The organism is Bradyrhizobium ontarionense, from assembly GCF_021088345.1.
Taxonomy (GTDB): domain Bacteria; phylum Pseudomonadota; class Alphaproteobacteria; order Rhizobiales; family Xanthobacteraceae; genus Bradyrhizobium; species Bradyrhizobium ontarionense.
This window is the reverse complement of sequence record NZ_CP088156.1, coordinates 683,396-699,262: the sequence shown is the minus strand read 5'-3', so window position 1 is coordinate 699,262 and position 15,867 is coordinate 683,396. Positions and strand designations below refer to the sequence as shown.

At 65.2% G+C, this 15,867-nt stretch carries 16 protein-coding genes; 8 read left to right on the top strand and 8 right to left on the bottom strand.

The window, feature by feature from the left end:
• The first annotated feature begins 68 nt into the window (after nucleotides 1–68).
• The 4 genes from LQG66_RS02945 to ppx all read left to right on the top strand — a co-directional run bounded on the left by LQG66_RS02945 (nucleotide 69) and on the right by ppx (nucleotide 5,275).
• Nucleotides 69–623, top strand: coding sequence for a CDP-alcohol phosphatidyltransferase family protein (locus LQG66_RS02945; protein WP_231323234.1), 555 nt, complete (start codon nucleotides 69–71; stop codon nucleotides 621–623).
• Between the two features lie 97 nt (nucleotides 624–720).
• Nucleotides 721–1,398: an HdaA/DnaA family protein gene (locus LQG66_RS02940; RefSeq protein ID WP_231323232.1), complete on the top strand. Its 678-nt coding sequence runs from the start codon at nucleotides 721–723 to the stop codon at nucleotides 1,396–1,398.
• 139 nt (nucleotides 1,399–1,537) lie between these two features.
• Nucleotides 1,538–3,733 carry an RNA degradosome polyphosphate kinase gene (locus LQG66_RS02935; protein WP_231323230.1) on the top strand — a complete coding sequence of 732 codons (2,196 nt, stop codon included), beginning with the start codon at nucleotides 1,538–1,540 and terminating at the stop codon, nucleotides 3,731–3,733.
• Nucleotides 3,734–3,775: 42 nt separating this feature from the next.
• On the top strand, nucleotides 3,776–5,275 hold the full coding sequence (ppx, locus tag LQG66_RS02930; protein ID WP_231323227.1) for an exopolyphosphatase: 1,500 nt from the start codon (nucleotides 3,776–3,778) through the stop codon (nucleotides 5,273–5,275).
• Here ppx and LQG66_RS02925 read toward each other — a convergent pair whose 3' ends face one another.
• From LQG66_RS02925 to LQG66_RS02915, 3 genes are all read right to left on the bottom strand, one after another.
• Nucleotides 5,276–5,413, bottom strand: coding sequence for a globin family protein (locus LQG66_RS02925; protein ID WP_231323225.1), 138 nt, complete (start codon nucleotides 5,411–5,413; stop codon nucleotides 5,276–5,278).
• 54 nt (nucleotides 5,414–5,467) lie between these two features.
• Nucleotides 5,468–5,848 carry a hypothetical protein gene (locus LQG66_RS02920; RefSeq protein ID WP_231323223.1) on the bottom strand — a complete coding sequence of 127 codons (381 nt, stop codon included), beginning with the start codon at nucleotides 5,846–5,848 and terminating at the stop codon, nucleotides 5,468–5,470.
• An 80-nt stretch (nucleotides 5,849–5,928) separates the two neighbouring features.
• Nucleotides 5,929–7,404 (bottom strand): aldehyde dehydrogenase family protein, encoded by a 1,476-nt coding sequence (locus LQG66_RS02915; RefSeq protein WP_231323221.1) that lies wholly within the window; start codon nucleotides 7,402–7,404, stop codon nucleotides 5,929–5,931.
• Nucleotides 7,405–7,522: 118 nt separating this feature from the next.
• Between LQG66_RS02915 and LQG66_RS02910 the strand changes: the two genes are divergently transcribed.
• Nucleotides 7,523–8,608 carry a substrate-binding domain-containing protein gene (locus tag LQG66_RS02910; protein ID WP_231323219.1) on the top strand — a complete coding sequence of 362 codons (1,086 nt, stop codon included), beginning with the start codon at nucleotides 7,523–7,525 and terminating at the stop codon, nucleotides 8,606–8,608.
• 37 nt (nucleotides 8,609–8,645) lie between these two features.
• Here LQG66_RS02910 and LQG66_RS02905 read toward each other — a convergent pair whose 3' ends face one another.
• Both LQG66_RS02905 and ndk read right to left on the bottom strand, forming a co-directional pair.
• Nucleotides 8,646–9,509, bottom strand: a complete 864-nt coding sequence (locus tag LQG66_RS02905; protein ID WP_231323217.1) for a TerC family protein — start codon at nucleotides 9,507–9,509, stop codon at nucleotides 8,646–8,648.
• An 85-nt stretch (nucleotides 9,510–9,594) separates the two neighbouring features.
• The gene (gene ndk, locus LQG66_RS02900) at nucleotides 9,595–10,017 is read right to left on the bottom strand and encodes a nucleoside-diphosphate kinase (RefSeq protein ID WP_231323215.1); all 423 of its coding nucleotides are present in this window, start codon (nucleotides 10,015–10,017) and stop codon (nucleotides 9,595–9,597) included.
• A gap of 281 nt (nucleotides 10,018–10,298) precedes the next feature.
• On the opposite strand from ndk, the gene LQG66_RS02895 reads away from it, so the two are divergent.
• From LQG66_RS02895 to LQG66_RS02885, 3 genes are all read left to right on the top strand, one after another.
• Complete coding sequence (locus LQG66_RS02895) at nucleotides 10,299–10,562, top strand: sulfur globule protein precursor (RefSeq protein WP_231323213.1); 264 nt, start codon at nucleotides 10,299–10,301, stop codon at nucleotides 10,560–10,562.
• Nucleotides 10,563–10,759: 197 nt separating this feature from the next.
• Entirely contained in the window at nucleotides 10,760–10,945 is a 186-nt protein-coding gene (locus tag LQG66_RS02890; protein WP_231323211.1) for a hypothetical protein, read from the top strand.
• Nucleotides 10,946–11,035: 90 nt separating this feature from the next.
• A complete protein-coding gene (locus LQG66_RS02885; RefSeq protein WP_231323209.1) occupies nucleotides 11,036–12,904 on the top strand; it encodes an ABC-F family ATP-binding cassette domain-containing protein in 1,869 nt (622 codons plus the stop codon).
• Nucleotides 12,905–12,950: 46 nt separating this feature from the next.
• On the opposite strand, the gene LQG66_RS02880 is transcribed toward LQG66_RS02885, so the two are convergent.
• The 3 genes from LQG66_RS02880 to LQG66_RS02870 form a co-directional block, all read right to left on the bottom strand.
• A complete protein-coding gene (locus LQG66_RS02880; RefSeq protein ID WP_231327671.1) occupies nucleotides 12,951–13,445 on the bottom strand; it encodes a hypothetical protein in 495 nt (164 codons plus the stop codon).
• Nucleotides 13,446–13,653: 208 nt separating this feature from the next.
• A complete protein-coding gene (locus LQG66_RS02875) occupies nucleotides 13,654–14,106 on the bottom strand; it encodes a DNA polymerase III subunit chi (protein WP_231323207.1) in 453 nt (150 codons plus the stop codon).
• A gap of 19 nt (nucleotides 14,107–14,125) precedes the next feature.
• On the bottom strand, nucleotides 14,126–15,628 hold the full coding sequence (locus LQG66_RS02870; RefSeq protein WP_231323205.1) for a leucyl aminopeptidase: 1,503 nt from the start codon (nucleotides 15,626–15,628) through the stop codon (nucleotides 14,126–14,128).
• Between the last annotated feature and the right edge of the window lie 239 nt (nucleotides 15,629–15,867).

The window sequence follows — 15,867 nt, the reverse complement described above, 5'->3', positions numbered from 1 at the left end:
GACCGTACCGGTCGCCCCGCTTCGGAATCGGGTTGTATTTTGATCGAGTTGTCGTCGGGACCTGCTGCGTGACCATTCCTCACACTCTCCCCAATCTGATTACGCTTGGTCGAATCCTGCTGGTTCCGATCGTCGTCTGGGCCATCGCGGCCGGCGAGATGGAGATCGCGTTCATGGTTTTCGTCGTCGCCGGCGTGAGCGATGCGGTCGACGGCTTCCTTGCCAAGCGCTTCAATCTGCGCTCCGAGCTCGGCGCGCTGCTCGATCCGCTCGCCGACAAGGCGCTGCTGGTGTCGATTTTCGTCACGCTCGGCATCTGGGGGGCGATCCCGCGCTGGATCGTGATCCTGGTGGTCTCGCGCGACATCATGATCGTCACCGCGGTGATCGTATCCTGGCTGTTCGACCGGCCGGTCGCGATGAAGCCATTGATGGTGTCCAAGCTCAACACGGTGGCGCAGGTGGGATTCGCAGCGCTCGTGCTCGCATCGCTCAGCTTCGGCTTCGAGCCGAAGCCCTACGACGTCGTGCTGATGGTGCTGGTGACGGTCTTTACCCTCGTGTCGGTCGGGCTTTATCTCATCGAGTGGGTGCGCCACATGAACACCATCGAAGTCCGATGAGCTGTCTGCAAGCCCTGCACCCAAGCCTGCACCCAAGCCTGCACCCGAGCCCTGCACCGACGACCTCATGGATGACACGATACGGAGCACGTCACACTTGGCCGGCCATATTCCCCCCCGTCAGTTGACCTTCGCGCTGCCGCATGCGGAGAGCCTGACGCGGGACAATTTCCTCGAAGGTCCGGGCAACGCGGCCGGCCTTGCCCTGGTCGACGCCTGGCCGGAATGGCCGGCGCGCACCATGTTCCTGGTCGGCCCCGACGGCTCCGGCAAGAGCCATCTCGCCGCGATCTGGGCCGAACAGGCCGGAGCCCGCTCGCTGTCGGCGCAGGCCCTCGATCTCGCGGCCGTGCCCGGCGCGCTGGCCACCGGGGCACTCGTGCTCGAGGACCTGACGCCGACCGATCTGGACGAACGCGCGCTGTTTCACCTGCTCAACCTGGCGCGCCAGGACGAGGCCTATGTTCTGATCACCGCGCGCCAGACGCCGACCGCCATGCCGATTGCGCTCAACGACCTCAGGTCGCGACTGCGCGCCGTCCCGGTTGTCACCCTGCTGCCGCCGGATGACCAGCTGTTCCGCGCCCTGATCGTCAAGCTGGCCGCCGATCGGCAGCTCGCAATCGACGAGGCGGTAGTGAACTACCTCGCCACGCGCATCGAGCGGTCGTATGCTGCGGCACGCCAGACCATTGCGCTGCTGGACAACGAATCCCTGCGGCTGGGACGGCCGATCACCCGCGCGCTCGCCGCCGAGCTGCTCCGCCCCGCGTAAGCCGCGGACGATCTTGACGATCCTCTGCCGCGGAACCTCAATGGTGCCGGGAACGTCATCCCTTGGTCATGCAGATTGGGCTACGGTCCGCGGCTGCGCCCTGATTTGATGCCGCTATCGGATATGGATCAATTTTCTCATGGACACCGAACAAGTTATTGAAACTCAAGAGAAAGACCAGACTTCGGCGGCCCCGCTCCAGATTGCCTCGAGCCCCGAGCGCTTCATCAATCGGGAACTGTCATGGCTGCATTTCAATCGCCGCGTGCTGGAAGAGTCGGTGAATCCGCGCCATCCGGCCCTGGAGCGCGTGCGCTTCCTGTCGATTTCCGCCAACAACCTTGATGAATTCTTCATGGTCCGCGTCGCCGGCATCCGCGCCCAGGTGCGCGAGGGCATCGCCGAGCGCAGCCCGGACGGGCTAACGCCGACCGAGCAGCTCAAGCTGATCAACGAGACCGTGTCACAGCTGGCGATCGACCAGCAGGCGATCTGGCGCGACCTGCGCAAGCTTCTCGCCGAGCTCGGGATCGTGCTGGTCGACGGCCAGGACGTCAGCAAGAGCGAGCGCGCCTGGATCGAGGACCACTTCCTCGCCAACATCTTCCCGCTGCTGACGCCGCTCGCGATCGACCCGGCTCACCCGTTCCCGTTCATCCCGAGCCTCGGCTTCACCGTTGCGCTGCAGTTGATGCGCACATCGGACGGCCGGCCGATGAACGCGCTGATCCGCATGCCCGGCAAGCTCGACCGCTTCATCCGCTTCCCCGGCTCCAAGGATGGCGTGATCCGCCTGATCACGCTGGAGCAGGCGACCGGGCTGTTCATCGGCCGCCTGTTCCCGGGCTACACCGTCAAGGGCCAGGGCGCCTTCCGCATCATCCGCGACAGCGAGATCGAGATCGAGGAAGAGGCCGAGGATCTGGTAAGGCTGTTCGAGACTGCGCTGAAGCGGCGCCGCCGCGGCTCGGTGATCCGGCTGGAGATCGAGGCCAACATGCCGGCAGAGCTGCGCGACTTCGTGCAGCACGCGCTGTCGACGACCGACGACGAGGTATTCCGCGTCGATGGCGTGCTGGCGATGAACGAGCTGTCTCAGCTGACGCGGGTGGACCGTCCCGACCTCGAATTCGCGCCCTATGTGCCGCGACATCCCGAGCGCGTCCGCGACCATGGCGGCGACATCTTCGCCGCGATCCGGCAGAAGGACCTGGTGGTCCATCACCCCTACGAGTCGTTCGACGTCGTCGTGCAGTTCCTGCAACAGGCGGCGCGCGACCCCGACGTGGTCGCGATCAAGCAGACGCTGTACCGCACCTCCAACAACTCGCCGATCGTACGCACGCTGGTGGAAGCCGCCGAAGCCGGCAAGTCGGTGACGGCGCTGGTCGAGCTGAAGGCGCGTTTCGACGAAGAGGCCAATATCCGTTGGGCACGCGATCTGGAACGCGCCGGCGTGCAGGTGGTCTACGGCTTCCTGGAGCTGAAGACGCATGCCAAGCTGTCGATGGTCGTGCGCCGCGAGGGCGGCGGCCTCACGACCTATGTCCACACAGGGACCGGCAATTATCACCCGGTGACGGCGCGCATCTACACCGACCTGTCCTACTTCACGTCGGATCCGGTGATCGGGCGCGACGTCACGCGCGTCTTCAACTACATCACCGGCTATGCCGAGCCGATCGACATCGAGAAGATGGCGGTGTCGCCGCTCACGCTTCGCAACCGCATGATCGAGCACATCCACGGCGAGACCAATTTCGCGCGGCAGGGCAAGCCGGCCGTGATCTGGATGAAGATGAACTCGCTGGTCGATCCCGACATCATTGACGCGCTGTACGAGGCCTCGCAGGCCGGCGTCTCGATCGACCTGATCGTGCGCGGCATCTGCTGCCTGCGCCCCGGGATTCCAGGGCTGTCAGACAACATCCGTGTCAAATCCGTCATCGGCCGCTTCCTCGAACATGGCCGGATCTACTGCTTTGGTATGGGTCAGGGCCTGCCGAGCGCCAAGGCCGCCGTCTACATCTCCTCGGCCGACATGATGCCGCGCAATCTCGACCGCCGCGTCGAGGTGCTATGCCCGCTGCAGAATCCGACCGTCCATCAGCAGGTCCTCGAGCAGATCATGGTGGCGAACCTCAAGGACACCGAGCAGAGCTGGCAATTGTTGCCGGACGGGTCGTCAACGCGTATGAAGGCCGCGAAGGGCGAGGAGCCGTTCAACCTGCACAATTACTTCATGACGAATCCGAGTCTGTCCGGCCGTGGAAAGTCGCTCAAGGAATCATCGCCACGCCGGCTCACCCGCCGGAATGAACGCCACCCGTCATAAGGGCAGCGTTCCTCGTACCATCCTTAATCGAGGAATACCGCGGTGAAACGGCCCGATACGAGGGCCGCGAGCGTTGGCGTCATCGACATCGGTTCGAACTCGGTCCGTCTCGTCGTCTACCAGGCGATGGAGCGCAGCCTCGTCACCGTGTTCAACGAGAAGGCGCTGTGCGGGCTCGGCCGCGAGGTCCAGACCACCGGTCTGCTCGCAGCCGACGCGGTCGACAAGGCGCTGACGGCGCTGAAGCGCTTCCGCGCGCTGTGCAAGGTCCAGAAGGTCGGCGAAGTCCATGCGATCGCGACAGCGGCCTGTCGCGACGCCTCGAACGGCCCCGACTTCATCGCCAAGGCCGAGAAGATCTGCGGCGCTTCGATCCAGATTCTGACAGGCCCGGAAGAGGCGCGCTACTCGGCGCTCGGGGTCATCTCCGGCATCCACAAGCCGGACGGCATCGTCGGTGACCTCGGCGGCGGCTCGCTCGAACTCATCGACGTCCGCGGCCACCAGGTCCGCAGCGGCGTGACCCTGCCGCTCGGCAGCCTGGCGCTGCAGGATCTCGCCGAAAAGTCGCTCAAGAAGGCGCAGCGGATCGCGAGCGAGGCGCTGACCGACCTGCCGCAGTTGCTCGCCGGCGAGAACCGAACCTTCTATGCGGTCGGCGGCACCTGGCGCGCGCTGGCCCGCATCCACATCATCCAGAGTGGCTATCCGCTCGGCGTCATGCATGGCTATGCGATCCCGGCCGCGGAAGCGCTCGCCTTCGTCCGCCGACTGCGCCGCCTCGTCGCCGCCGACATGCTGGCCGACATCGAGGCGATCGCCGAGGCGCGCCGCCCCCTGCTCGCCTATGCCGCGCTGGTGCTCGAACACGTCATCCGCATCGCCAGGCCAACGACCGTCGTGTTCTCGACCTTCGGCGTGCGCGAGGGCCTGCTCTACTCCAAGCTCCCGGACACCGAGCGCGCCAAGGACGGCCTGCTCTGCGCGGCCCAGGATCTGAACGAACTGCTGTCGCGCTCCGCGCAGCATGCCCGCGAGCTGATCGACTGGACCGACCGCCTGTTCCGGGTGGTGCATATCCGCGAGACCGAGGAGGAGCGACGGCTGCGGCACGCCGCCTGTCTGCTGTCGGACATCGGCTGGCGCATGCATCCGGATCATCGCGGCGAGCAGACCTACGGGATCGTGCTCAACGGCAATTTCGGTTCGATCAGCCATGAAGGCCGCATCTTCGTGGCGCTGTCGGTGTTCTTCCGCTACGAGGGCCTGCGCGACGAGACGGCGCCGCCGCCGCTGACGCAGCAGCTGAGCCAGGCCGCGATCGACCGTGCACGCGTCCTGGGCACGGCCTTTCGGGTCGCCCATCTGATCTCCGCGGCGCGGCCCGGCGTGCTGCCGGCCACCCATTTCCGCACCCAGGATCGCAAGCTGATGCTGATATTCGAGCATCAGATGGTCGACCTCGTCGCCGACCGCGTCGGCGGCCGCTTCAAGCAGCTGGCGCGGCTGGTCGGACGCTCCGGCTCGATCGTGCGAAGCTAGTCAGGACCGCGGAGCGCCGGCCGAAATCGCGATCATGCGCTGGGCGATGACGCCGTAGACCTTGCGCCAGGCCTGCTCCACATCAGCGGTCCAGTGCGGCCCAAGACCCTTGGCGAACAATCCTAAGACACTCAGCAATCCATCATGCGCCGACGAACGGTGTAATCCCGGCCGTCAGCCGCGGTCTTCCCGTCAATTCGGCAGGACCGCCGCTGCAGCCGGGTACTGGGCCAGCAAGGCCTCGCCGAGCACGTTCTGCTCGTCCTTCGGAATCGCGAACCGAACGCTGAAGCCGTCGAGCGTCGCCAGGGTCATGATGCGTTGCGTGGCGTCTGTCGACTGTTCGATGGTCCAGGATGCCAGCGGATAGGTATAGCGCAGCGCCTGATCGCCGTAGCGCGTGCGCAGCGCCATCTCGAGGAGACCCGGAAGCGTCATGACCAGCGCGCCGGCCTGGCTGACCGACAGGCTGAGCGCGGCCGGATTGCCTGCGGCATCCTCGAAACCGAGCGAGATCGTCTCGCCCTGCTCCACCACCTCGCAGCTCGTCAGCGCCTTGGCCCGCAGCTCCATCACGCGCTCCGCATCAATTCAGCGTTATTTCTGCCTGACTATATCGAAAAATCGCGCTCGGTCCACTTCGGCGCGCTCGATCAAACCGCCAGGTTCATCCACACCGCCTTGGGCTCGGTGAAGTTGTCCAGCGCCGCTGTCCCGTGCTCGCGGCCGAGGCCGGAGTCGCGGTCACCGCCCCAAGGCAACCGGACATCGGTGTAACCATAGGTGTTGATCCACACCGTGCCCGCGCGCAGCCGCTTGGCGAGGCGCTGGACGCGGCCGATGTCGCGGCTCCAGACGCCGGCCGCGAGGCTGTAGGCCATGCGCACCGCATCGGCCTCGTCCCTGAACTTGATCACGCTGACGACGGGACCGAAGATCTCCTCCTGCGAGATCCGCATGTCGTGCGTGACGCCAGCGAAGACGGCCGGGCTGATGAAATAGCCGCGCCTTGCCGCTCGCTCGCCACCGGTGACGAGCGTGGCGCCCTCGCTGCGGCCGATGTCGACATAGTCGAGGATCGACTTCATCTGCCGTTCGGAAATGACCGGACCGAGGGTCGTGGCGCGATCGAGCGGATCACCGATCCGCAGCGCCCTCGCCCGCTCCGTCAGGCGCTCGACGACCTCGTCATAGACGCGCTCTTGCACCAGCACACGAGCGCCGGCCGAGCACACCTGTCCCGCGTTGAAGAAGACACCGCTGGCCGCCGCCTTCGACGCGGCTTCGATATTGGCATCGTCGAAGATAATGTTGGCGGACTTGCCACCGAGCTCGAGCGACACGCGTTTGAAGTTACCAGCGGCGCCCTTCATGATGCCGCGGCCGACGCCCGGCGATCCCGTGAACGTGACCTTGTCGACATCGGGATGGTTGACCAGCGCCTCGCCAACGGTGCGTCCGGGGCCGGTGACGATGTTGAGGACACCCGGCGGCAGCCCGGCTTCGAGCGCGAGCTCAGCGATCCGCAGCGCCGACAGCGACGTCAGCTCCGCGGGCTTCATCACCACCGTGCAGCCGCAGGCCAGCGCCGGTGCGAGCTTCCACATGCCGATCATCAGCGGGAAGTTCCACGGCACGATCGCCGCGACCACGCCGACCGGCTCGCGCACCGTATACGTCAGCGCATCATCGCGCGTCGACACGACATCACCGCTGATCTTGTCGGCCCAGCCGGCGTAGTATGTGAGTGTATCGATCGCCGCGGGAAGATCCTGACGCAGGACTGCCGCAACGGGCTTGCCGGCATCAAGGCTTTCGAGCTCGACGATCTCGTCGGCATGGTCGCGCAACAGCTGCGCCCATTTCAGCAGGATCGCGCCACGCTCCGCTGCACGCATCGTCCGCCACGGCCCTTCGAAGGCCTTGCGGGCCGCAGCGACCGCGAGATCGACATCCTCGGCATTGCCCTCCGCGACCGTCGCAATCGCCTGCTCAGTTGCAGGATTGAGCGACGTGAAGGTGCGTCCCGAAACCGAGGGAACATGCCGGCCGCCGATCAGGAGCTGCAACGGCTTCGTCAGATACGACGACGTCGTCGAGCCACGCTCGTAGTCATATGCAATCGACATCATATTTCCTCCGTTTGTTGTATGCCAACGAAGGTAAGAACAAACATCCGTTCGTAAATATGATATCTGTTGCCTATGGCCGGCAATCATATGAAGCCGACTTCACAAGCAGGCCCTGATGTTGCGGATCGCGATCGAACCTGTCTGGCGCTTCTACAAGGACGACGGCCCGCAGAGCATCGTCGTGATGCTCCGCGTGCTCAGCGAAATCAGGAGGACGGGTAAGATCACCAGCGCGGCCAGCGACGCGCATCTCTCCTATCGCCACGTCTGGAATCTGATCGAGCAGTGGTCTGAATTCTTCGGCGTGCAGCTGGTCGAGACGCAGCGCGGCAAGGGATCGAAGCTCACAGCGTTCGGAGACAAGCTGGTCTGGGCCGGCGAGCGCATGCAAGCACGTCTCGGCCCGCAGCTGGAGAATCTCGCGCAGGAGCTCGTCACCGAGATCAAGCCGTTCCTGCAGCCGCATCCTGGCGTGATCCGTGTTCATGCCAGTCACGGCTTCGCGGTCGCCAAGCTGCGCGAGCTGTTGGATCGCGAGTCAGGTGTCGGGGTCGATGTCCGCTATGTCAGCAGCCAGCATTCACTGGCCTCGCTGGCGCAAGGCGAATGCGACCTGTCGGGACTGCATCTGCCGCGCGGCGAGCTGCGTGCCCAGAACATCCAGGCCTGCCGGGATTGGCTCGATCCGAAGCAGGACTGCGTCATCAGCTTCGTGACCCGCGAAATGGGGCTGATGGTCAAGCGCGGCAATCCGCTGTCCATCCGCTCGTTGGCCGATCTTGCCGATGGCAAGGCGCGCTTCGTCAATCGCGATCATGATTCCGGCACCCGCCTATTGTTCGATCAGTTGCTCGCGTCACAAGGCATCGACGAAACCAGCATCAATGGCGCGCAGCAGATCGAGTTCACCCATGCAGCCGTCGCGGCCTATGTCGCGAGCGGCATGGCCGACGTCTGCTTCGGCGTCGAGGCCGCCGCGCGGCAGTTCGGGCTCGACTTCATCCGGATCCTCACCGAGGACTATTTCTTCGCCTGCCATACGTCGTTTCTGGAAACCGACCCGATGCGGCGGGTGCTCGCGGTGATGAAGGGCGACGAATTCCATCGCGCCATCGCGGCCCTGCCCGGCTACCAGCCAGCCGCCACAGGATCGGTGCATACCGTTCGCGAATTCCTCGATCGGCTGGATGCGAAGTCCTGACGCCTCCAGATCGGATGCGACGCGTCCTGACGATCAGCTACGGCAGATCGACCCCGCGAGCCGGAACCGCTTCCAGCTCGCCCTCAGCCCGGCGCTGCAGGGCGCGGCCGCGCCAGATCGAGCCCGCGACCAGCACGACCGCGGCGCCGAGCAGCGACATCAGCGTCTCCATGACGTCGACATGGCTGGAGAGATGCGTCTTGCCGGCGAACAGGGCCGAGGCCGCCTCGATGTTGATGACCACGGTGCCGTCGAGAACATGATGCAGCAGCGGCTCGATGGCCGGATCGGTCGCAATCACCTCGCCGGCGACCCAGCCCAGCAGCATGGCGCCGAGCCAGACCAGCAGCGGAAAGCGGTCGAGCACCAGCATGATCAGCGCGGCGCCGGCGATGATCAGCGGGATGCTCATGGCGAGGCCGATGATCAAAAGCGAAGCCTGCCCGTTCGCGGCGGCTGCCACCGCGATCACGTTGTCGAGGCTCATCACGAGGTCGGCGAGCGCGACGATGCGCACCGCATGCCACAGCGTCGTGCCGGCGGCGATGTCGTCGTTCTCGTCTTCGGGCACCAGCAGCTTGGCGGCGATGACGAGCAGCGCCAGCCCGCCGACCAGCTTCAGATAGGGGAGCGCCATCAGCGTGGCGACGATGCCGGTGAAGGCGATGCGCAGCGCCACCGCGATGCCGGAGCCGGCCACCATGCCCCAGAAGCGATGCCGGCCGTGCAGGCCCCGGCATGCGAGCGCGATCACCAGCGCGTTGTCGCCGGACAACAGCACATTGATCCAGACGATCTTGCCGAGCGCCAGCCAGAAGCCCGGGCTCTGCAGGTCAGCTTCGAATTGAGCGAGCAAATGGCCGAAAGTGGCGGGATCAGCGAGCTGCGACAGCCAGTTCACGGCCGGACCTTCCAGATAAGTTCAGCGGATAGTACGGGCGGGTGCGATGTGCGGCGGAGGTTGCTCTCCGCCGCACATGAGATCGTCAGCCGACGATCTCATTGCCGGAGAAGAACTGCGCGATCTCGACCGCGGCGGTTTCCACCGCGTCCGATCCGTGCACCGAGTTCTCGCCGATCGACTTCGCATGCGATTTGCGGATGGTGCCGTCGGCGGCCTTCGACGGGTCGGTGGCGCCCATCACGTCACGGTACTTCAGGATGGCGCCCTCGCCCTCCAGGACCTGGACCACGACCGGGCCCGAGATCATGAAGTCGACCAGTTCGCCGAAGAACGGGCGTGCCTTGTGCACGGCATAGAAGGTTTCGGCCTGGTCGCGGGTCATGCGGATGCGCTTCTGCGCCACGATGCGCAAACCGGCCTTCTCGATCAGCGCGTTGACGGCGCCGGTGAGATTACGCTCGGTCGCGTCGGGCTTGATAATCGAAAACGTGCGCTCAATCGCCATGATATCGTCCTTGGAGGTGCGGGAATTGGGTGAGTTGCGGGCTTATATCGACGCAGCCGGGCAACGGCAAGCGACCCAGGCCCGATCCATGGCACGACGCATTACGACAATTTCACAATTCTGAACATAGTCTGAAGGGCCTGTGTCAGCTGCGTTCAGCTTGGGTCTCATATGTTCACGGCATCGGGTGAGGATGGCCTGAATTCAGCGACCGCCTTCTCCCAGCCTCAAGCGTCGGGGACAATGTGGGCGCCACCAGCGCCGTAATCCAGGAGACGATCATGTTGCGCAAACTCTCCCTCATGGCGGTCGCCGCCGTTTCGCTGGGCGCAGCCGCGCTGTCGCCGACCGCAGCCTCGGCCCATTGGCACGGTGGCGGTTGGCACGGTGGATGGCATGGCGGCTGGCACCGTCCGTTCTACGGCCCCCGGGTCTTCGTCGGCGGCCCGGTCTACAGCTACGGCTATGGCGGCGGCTGCTACGTGCGCCGTGTGGTTCCGACCCCGTGGGGACCGCGCTGGCGCTTGATCAACCGCTGCTATTGATACGAGCCTCCATACGAGCCTCGGCGCGGCACCCGCCCCCCGCCGCACCGAACTCGCATTGCCCCGGCGTCCCCCACGCCGGGGCTTTTTTCATAATTTTTAACTCAAAAGCCGCGTATCTGCGGCCTTGGCGGAAACCTATTCCGCAGCCATGACTTGTTACAGCATCCTGTTACAAATGCTGGTGGAACTCCGTCATGACTGGCCGCACCTCCGACCTCGGCGAGGCGCTCGATCGCAAGACCAGCCGATCGATCTGCGAGGCCGTGGGTGAACGGCTGCAGCGTAGCCTGCCGCCCGACGGCTCGCAGCTGCCCTGTCGGCTCGAGCATCTGATGGACGAGCTGCGCAAGCACGAGGGCGTGGCGGCGCGTCTCGAGTAGGCCGTTTCGAGGAGGCCCTGGACCTCCTCACGGCAAGCTGCTGGCCACAAAGCGGTTGCGTTTGGCCGCGCGCGCGGTGACAAGGCGCGCATGCTTTCCATCACCGACATCTCCATCCGCCTGGCCGGACGGCTGCTCATCGACCAGAGCTCGGTGCAGATCCCACCCGGCGCACGCGTCGGTCTGGTCGGCCGCAACGGCACCGGGAAATCGACGCTGTTCAAGGCGATCCGCGGCGAACTGTCGCTGGAGAACGGCGCGATCGCGCTGCCGCCGCGCTGGCGGATCGGCAGCCTCGCGCAGGAGGCACCAAGCGGACCGGAGAGTCTGATCGAGGTGGTGCTGCGGGCCGATCTGGAGCGTGATGCCCTGCTGCGCGAGTCCGAGACCGCTGATGACCCCGACCGCATCGCTGAGATCCAGACCCGGCTCGTCGATATCGACGCGCATTCGGCGCCGGCGCGCGCGGCCGCCATCCTCAGCGGCCTCGGCTTCTCTGCCGCCGACCAGGCGCGTGCCTGCGCCGAATTTTCCGGCGGCTGGCGCATGCGGGTCGCGCTTGCAGCGACGCTGTTCGCCGCGCCCGACCTGCTGCTGCTGGACGAGCCGACCAACTATCTCGACCTCGAGGGCACGCTGTGGCTCGAGGATCATCTGGCGCACTATCCGCGCACGGTGATCGTGATCAGCCACGATCGCGACCTGCTGGAGACCTCGGTCGATCAGATCCTGCATCTCGACCGCGGCAAACTGACGCTGTACCGCGGCAGCTATTCCTCGTTCGAGGAGCAGCGCGCCATGCGGGAGATGCTCGACGCCAAGGCCGTCAAGCGCCAGGAAGCGGAACGCGCGCGCCTGCAAGCCTTCGTCGACCGCTTCAAGGCCAAGGCCTCGAAGGCGCGCCAGGCCCAATCCCGCGTCAAGATGCTGGAGCGGATGAAGCCGATCGCAGCGCTCGTCACCCAGGACGTACGCGAGATCACCTTCCCCACCCCGGAGAAACTGCTGTCGCCGCCGATCATCGCCGTCGACAACGTGTCGGTGGGCTACGACCCCGCACAGGCCGTGCTCAACCGGGTCACGCTGCGCATCGACAATGACGACCGCGTCGCGCTGCTCGGCGCCAACGGCAACGGCAAGTCCACGCTGGTGAAGCTGCTCGCCGGCCGGCTCGCGCCGTTCTCCGGCAAAGTCACGCGGGCCGACAAGCTGTCGATCGCCTATTTCGCCCAGCATCAGCTCGATGAGCTGGACGAGCTCGGTTCGCCCTACAGCCACGTCCGCAAGCTGATGGGCGACATGCCGGAGTCGAAGGTCCGCGCGCGCACCGGCGCGATCGGCTTTTCAGGCAAGGCCGGGGACACCCTGGTGAAGAGCCTGTCGGGGGGCGAGAAGGCGCGGTTGCTGCTCGGACTCGCGACCTTCTTCGGTCCGAACATGATCATCCTGGACGAGCCGACCAACCATCTCGACATCGACAGCCGCGCCGCGCTCGCCGAGGCGATCAACGAGTTTCCGGGCGCCGTGATCATGGTGTCGCACGACCGCTATCTGATCGAGGCCTGCGCCGACCAGCTCTGGGTGGTGGGCGATCGAACGGTCAAGACGTATGATGGCGATCTCGACGACTACAGGCGCATGATTCTGTCGGCCCGCAGCGGCGCGCCCGCGCGCGAGACGGAACGACCGCAGGCGACGGACAAACCGGAGCGGCCGCGTGGCGACAACAAGCGGGGCGCGCTGAAGCAGAAGATCTCGGCCGCAGAGGCCGAGATCACGCGCATCACCGAGATCATCGCCAAGATCGACGGTGCGCTGTCGCTGCCCGACATCTTCACGCGGGATCCGAAACAGGCAGCGCAGCTATCGAAGGCGCGCGCCAATGCCGCCGAGGCGTTGGCGCGCGCGGAAGAAGTGTGGCTGGAAGCCAGCACGCTGTACGACGAGGCGATGGGCTGACGAACGGACGTTCGGCAGTCGGCCGGGAACGCACTTGATCGTCGGCTCAGCCGGTCCGCTTCTTCGCCTTGGGCTTGGCCATCTTCGGCGCCGGGCCTGGATCAGGCGCGCGCTCGACCGAGGTCAGGCGGCCGCCGGTGAAGGTGTAGACACCGGCACGCGCGCTGCGCAGCCACGTCACAGTGGCGACTCGGTCGCCGCCATTGCTGGAAATGTTGACGCTATCGGGCGCGCCGATACCGCGCACCACGTCGCATTCGGTATGGCCGAGCGCAACCGTGCCGCCAGCGCCTGTCGGTGCCGCGGCCGCATCGCTGGCCAACGCATTCGCCCCGGGATCACCGGCGGCCGGCGCCATGCCTGGACATGCTCCTTCAGCGCTGACGAGATCCTCGGCAAGCACAGGCTTTTCCGGCGATAGCGGCGGCGCATCGATCGAGATGCTCTTGATGAAGAGGCGCTGTGGCCGGTTGAACCATTCGGTATCTTTGGAGAGAAAATCAGGCGTTCCCGAGCATCCGGACACGACCGGTGCAAGCACAAGAAATGCCAGAACGCGCGTCAGCTTTTTGTTGTGGTCTTGCACGATGAACCTTGCTGGATTGCAACTTCCAGGATGAAGCAACATGTTGTCCCAACATCACTTTGCGGCACGTTCGTGGCTTTGCCAACGCTCGCCCCGCAAATCGGCAGATTATCATTAATCGCCGTGCGCGGCCATCGTCGGCGCATCCGCAACGTACCGGTCATCATTGCCGACGCTGCCAGCGTCCCCGCTCGTCGGCCTGCCAGTAGGTGACATCGAATCCGCGGGTTTTGCAATCGGTCCAAGCCGACCGCGCTGCAGCAAGCGCGTCCGTGTCGTCGCCGTTGAACACCAGCACCATGCGCTCATAGGTGTTCGAGTCCAACGGCAGCAACGCGTTGTCCACCAGGAATCGGACGTTCGCTGCGTTGGGATTGCTCTCTTCGACGGTCAGCACGATCGGCTGATCGGCCACATCAGCCACGCGCCAGGTGGCGTGCGGCAGAAACGAATCGTCACGATAGGTCCACAGATGCGCATCGAGCGCATCTGCACGTTCCTCCGACGTCGACTGTACGACGACCCGCCAGCCGCGCTCGAGCGATTTCTCGAGCAGCGGCGGCAGCACGCCTTCCAGGGTCATGTTCTGCAGATGATAGAACAGGACTTCGGTCATCGCCCGCGATCAAGCCTTATCAAGAGCTCTTGGCTTCGTAGGAATCCCAGACCAGCCGGTCGAGCAGTCGCACGCCATAGCCTGATCCCCAGCTCTGGTTGATCTCGGACTTCGGCGCGCCCATCGCAGTGCCGGCGATGTCGAGATGCGCCCACGGCGTCTCGTTGACGAAACGCTGCAGGAATTGCGCGGCCGTGATCGAGCCGCCGTGGCGCGAGCCGGTGTTCTTCATGTCGGCAAACTGCGAATCGATCAGCTTGTCGTATTCGGGACCGAGCGGCATGCGCCAGACCTTCTCGCCGGTCTCCTGCCCTGCCTGAATCAGTTTGTCGGCGAGATCCTCGTTGTTGGAGAACAGGCCGGCGTGCTCGGTGCCGAGCGCAACCATGATTGCCCCCGTCAGCGTCGCCAGATCGATCATGAATTTCGGCTTGAACTTGGTCGCCACGTACCAGAGCACGTCGGCAAGCACGAGCCGGCCTTCCGCGTCGGTGTTGATGATCTCGATGGTCTGCCCGGACATCGACGTGACGATGTCGCCGGGGCGCTGCGCATTGCCGTCCGGCATGTTCTCGACCAGGCCGATCGCGCCGATGACGTTGACCTTGGCCTTGCGCGCAGCCAGCGCGTGCATCAGGCCGACGACGCAGGCAGCGCCGCCCATGTCGCCCTTCATGTCCTCCATCGAGCCGGCCGGCTTGATCGAAATGCCGCCAGTGTCGAAGCACACGCCCTTGCCGATGAACGCGACCGGCTGCTCGCCGCGCTTGCCGCCATTGTAGCGCATGACCACCGTGCGGCTGGGCCGCGCCGAGCCCTGGCCGACGCCGAGCAGCGCCCCCATGCCGAGCTTCGTCATGGCTGCGACGTCCAGCACCTCCACGGTGACACCGAGCTTGCGCAAGGCAGCGGCGCGCTTGGCGAACTCTTCCGGGTAGAGCACGTTCGGCGGCTCGTTGACGAGATCGCGCGCCAGGATCACGCCGTCGGTCACGTGGGAACGCGGCGAGAATGCCTTCTTGGCCGCCGCGGCGTCGGCCACCGCGATCGACACGTTGGCGCTGACGCTCCCGTCCTCGTCCTTCTTCTTGGTCTTGTAGCGGTCGAATCGATAGGCCCGCAGCCTGATGCCGGCGGCCAGCGAGCTGACCTGATCCGGCGTCAGCGGTCCCGCCGGCAATTCGGCCAGCACCGTCACGGCCTCAGTCCCGGCGTTCAGCTTTCCCGTCAAGCTCCCGCCGTACTTGAGGAAATCCCTGTCCTTGAGGTCGGTTCCCTTGCCGGTTCCGATCACGATCAAGCGCTGAACCTTGATTCCTTCGGGAGCCAGGAGGTCCAACACCGAGCCATCCTTGCCCTTGAAACGGGCGGCGGCGGCGGCGCGCTTGATGAGATCGGAGGCGCCACCGAGCGCCTTCTCCGTCGCGACTCCAAGTCGCAGCGACTCATCGCAAAAAGCCACCAGGATACCGCGCGGGGCGGTCGACAGCGGAACGAAGCCGACCTTGACGGCGTCGGACATCAAGCAATCCTCCAAATTTCGACATGCTGAGCCGCCACGGCCGTCCGAAAACTCCAACGGACAGGCGAGGATGGCGGCTGTTCGGAACCCAACTTGGCAACAGTATGACCCGCCTTGGCGGGAGCTGCCAAGCGTCGCGTGGCGGCACCGCCACAATAGTGAAATTTTAGGCGTATTTTCATTGCGCCATGCCACAGCCATTTTGTCGACGGATCAAAGGGATGGTAGAGATACTCACC

Coding starts and splice junctions, on each gene's coding strand:
- LQG66_RS02935 (WP_231323230.1), top strand. CDS start 1,538: ATGGACACCGAACAAGTTATTGAAACTCAAGAGAAAGACCAGACTTCG.
- LQG66_RS02915 (WP_231323221.1), bottom strand. CDS start 7,404: ATGTCGATTGCATATGACTACGAGCGTGGCTCGACGACGTCGTCGTAT.
- LQG66_RS02895 (WP_231323213.1), top strand. CDS start 10,299: ATGTTGCGCAAACTCTCCCTCATGGCGGTCGCCGCCGTTTCGCTGGGC.
- LQG66_RS02920 (WP_231323223.1), bottom strand. CDS start 5,848: ATGGAGCTGCGGGCCAAGGCGCTGACGAGCTGCGAGGTGGTGGAGCAG.
- LQG66_RS02890 (WP_231323211.1), top strand. CDS start 10,760: ATGACTGGCCGCACCTCCGACCTCGGCGAGGCGCTCGATCGCAAGACC.
- LQG66_RS02875 (WP_231323207.1), bottom strand. CDS start 14,106: ATGACCGAAGTCCTGTTCTATCATCTGCAGAACATGACCCTGGAAGGC.
- LQG66_RS02885 (WP_231323209.1), top strand. CDS start 11,036: ATGCTTTCCATCACCGACATCTCCATCCGCCTGGCCGGACGGCTGCTC.
- LQG66_RS02910 (WP_231323219.1), top strand. CDS start 7,523: ATGTTGCGGATCGCGATCGAACCTGTCTGGCGCTTCTACAAGGACGAC.
- ndk (WP_231323215.1), bottom strand. CDS start 10,017: ATGGCGATTGAGCGCACGTTTTCGATTATCAAGCCCGACGCGACCGAG.
- LQG66_RS02870 (WP_231323205.1), bottom strand. CDS start 15,628: ATGTCCGACGCCGTCAAGGTCGGCTTCGTTCCGCTGTCGACCGCCCCG.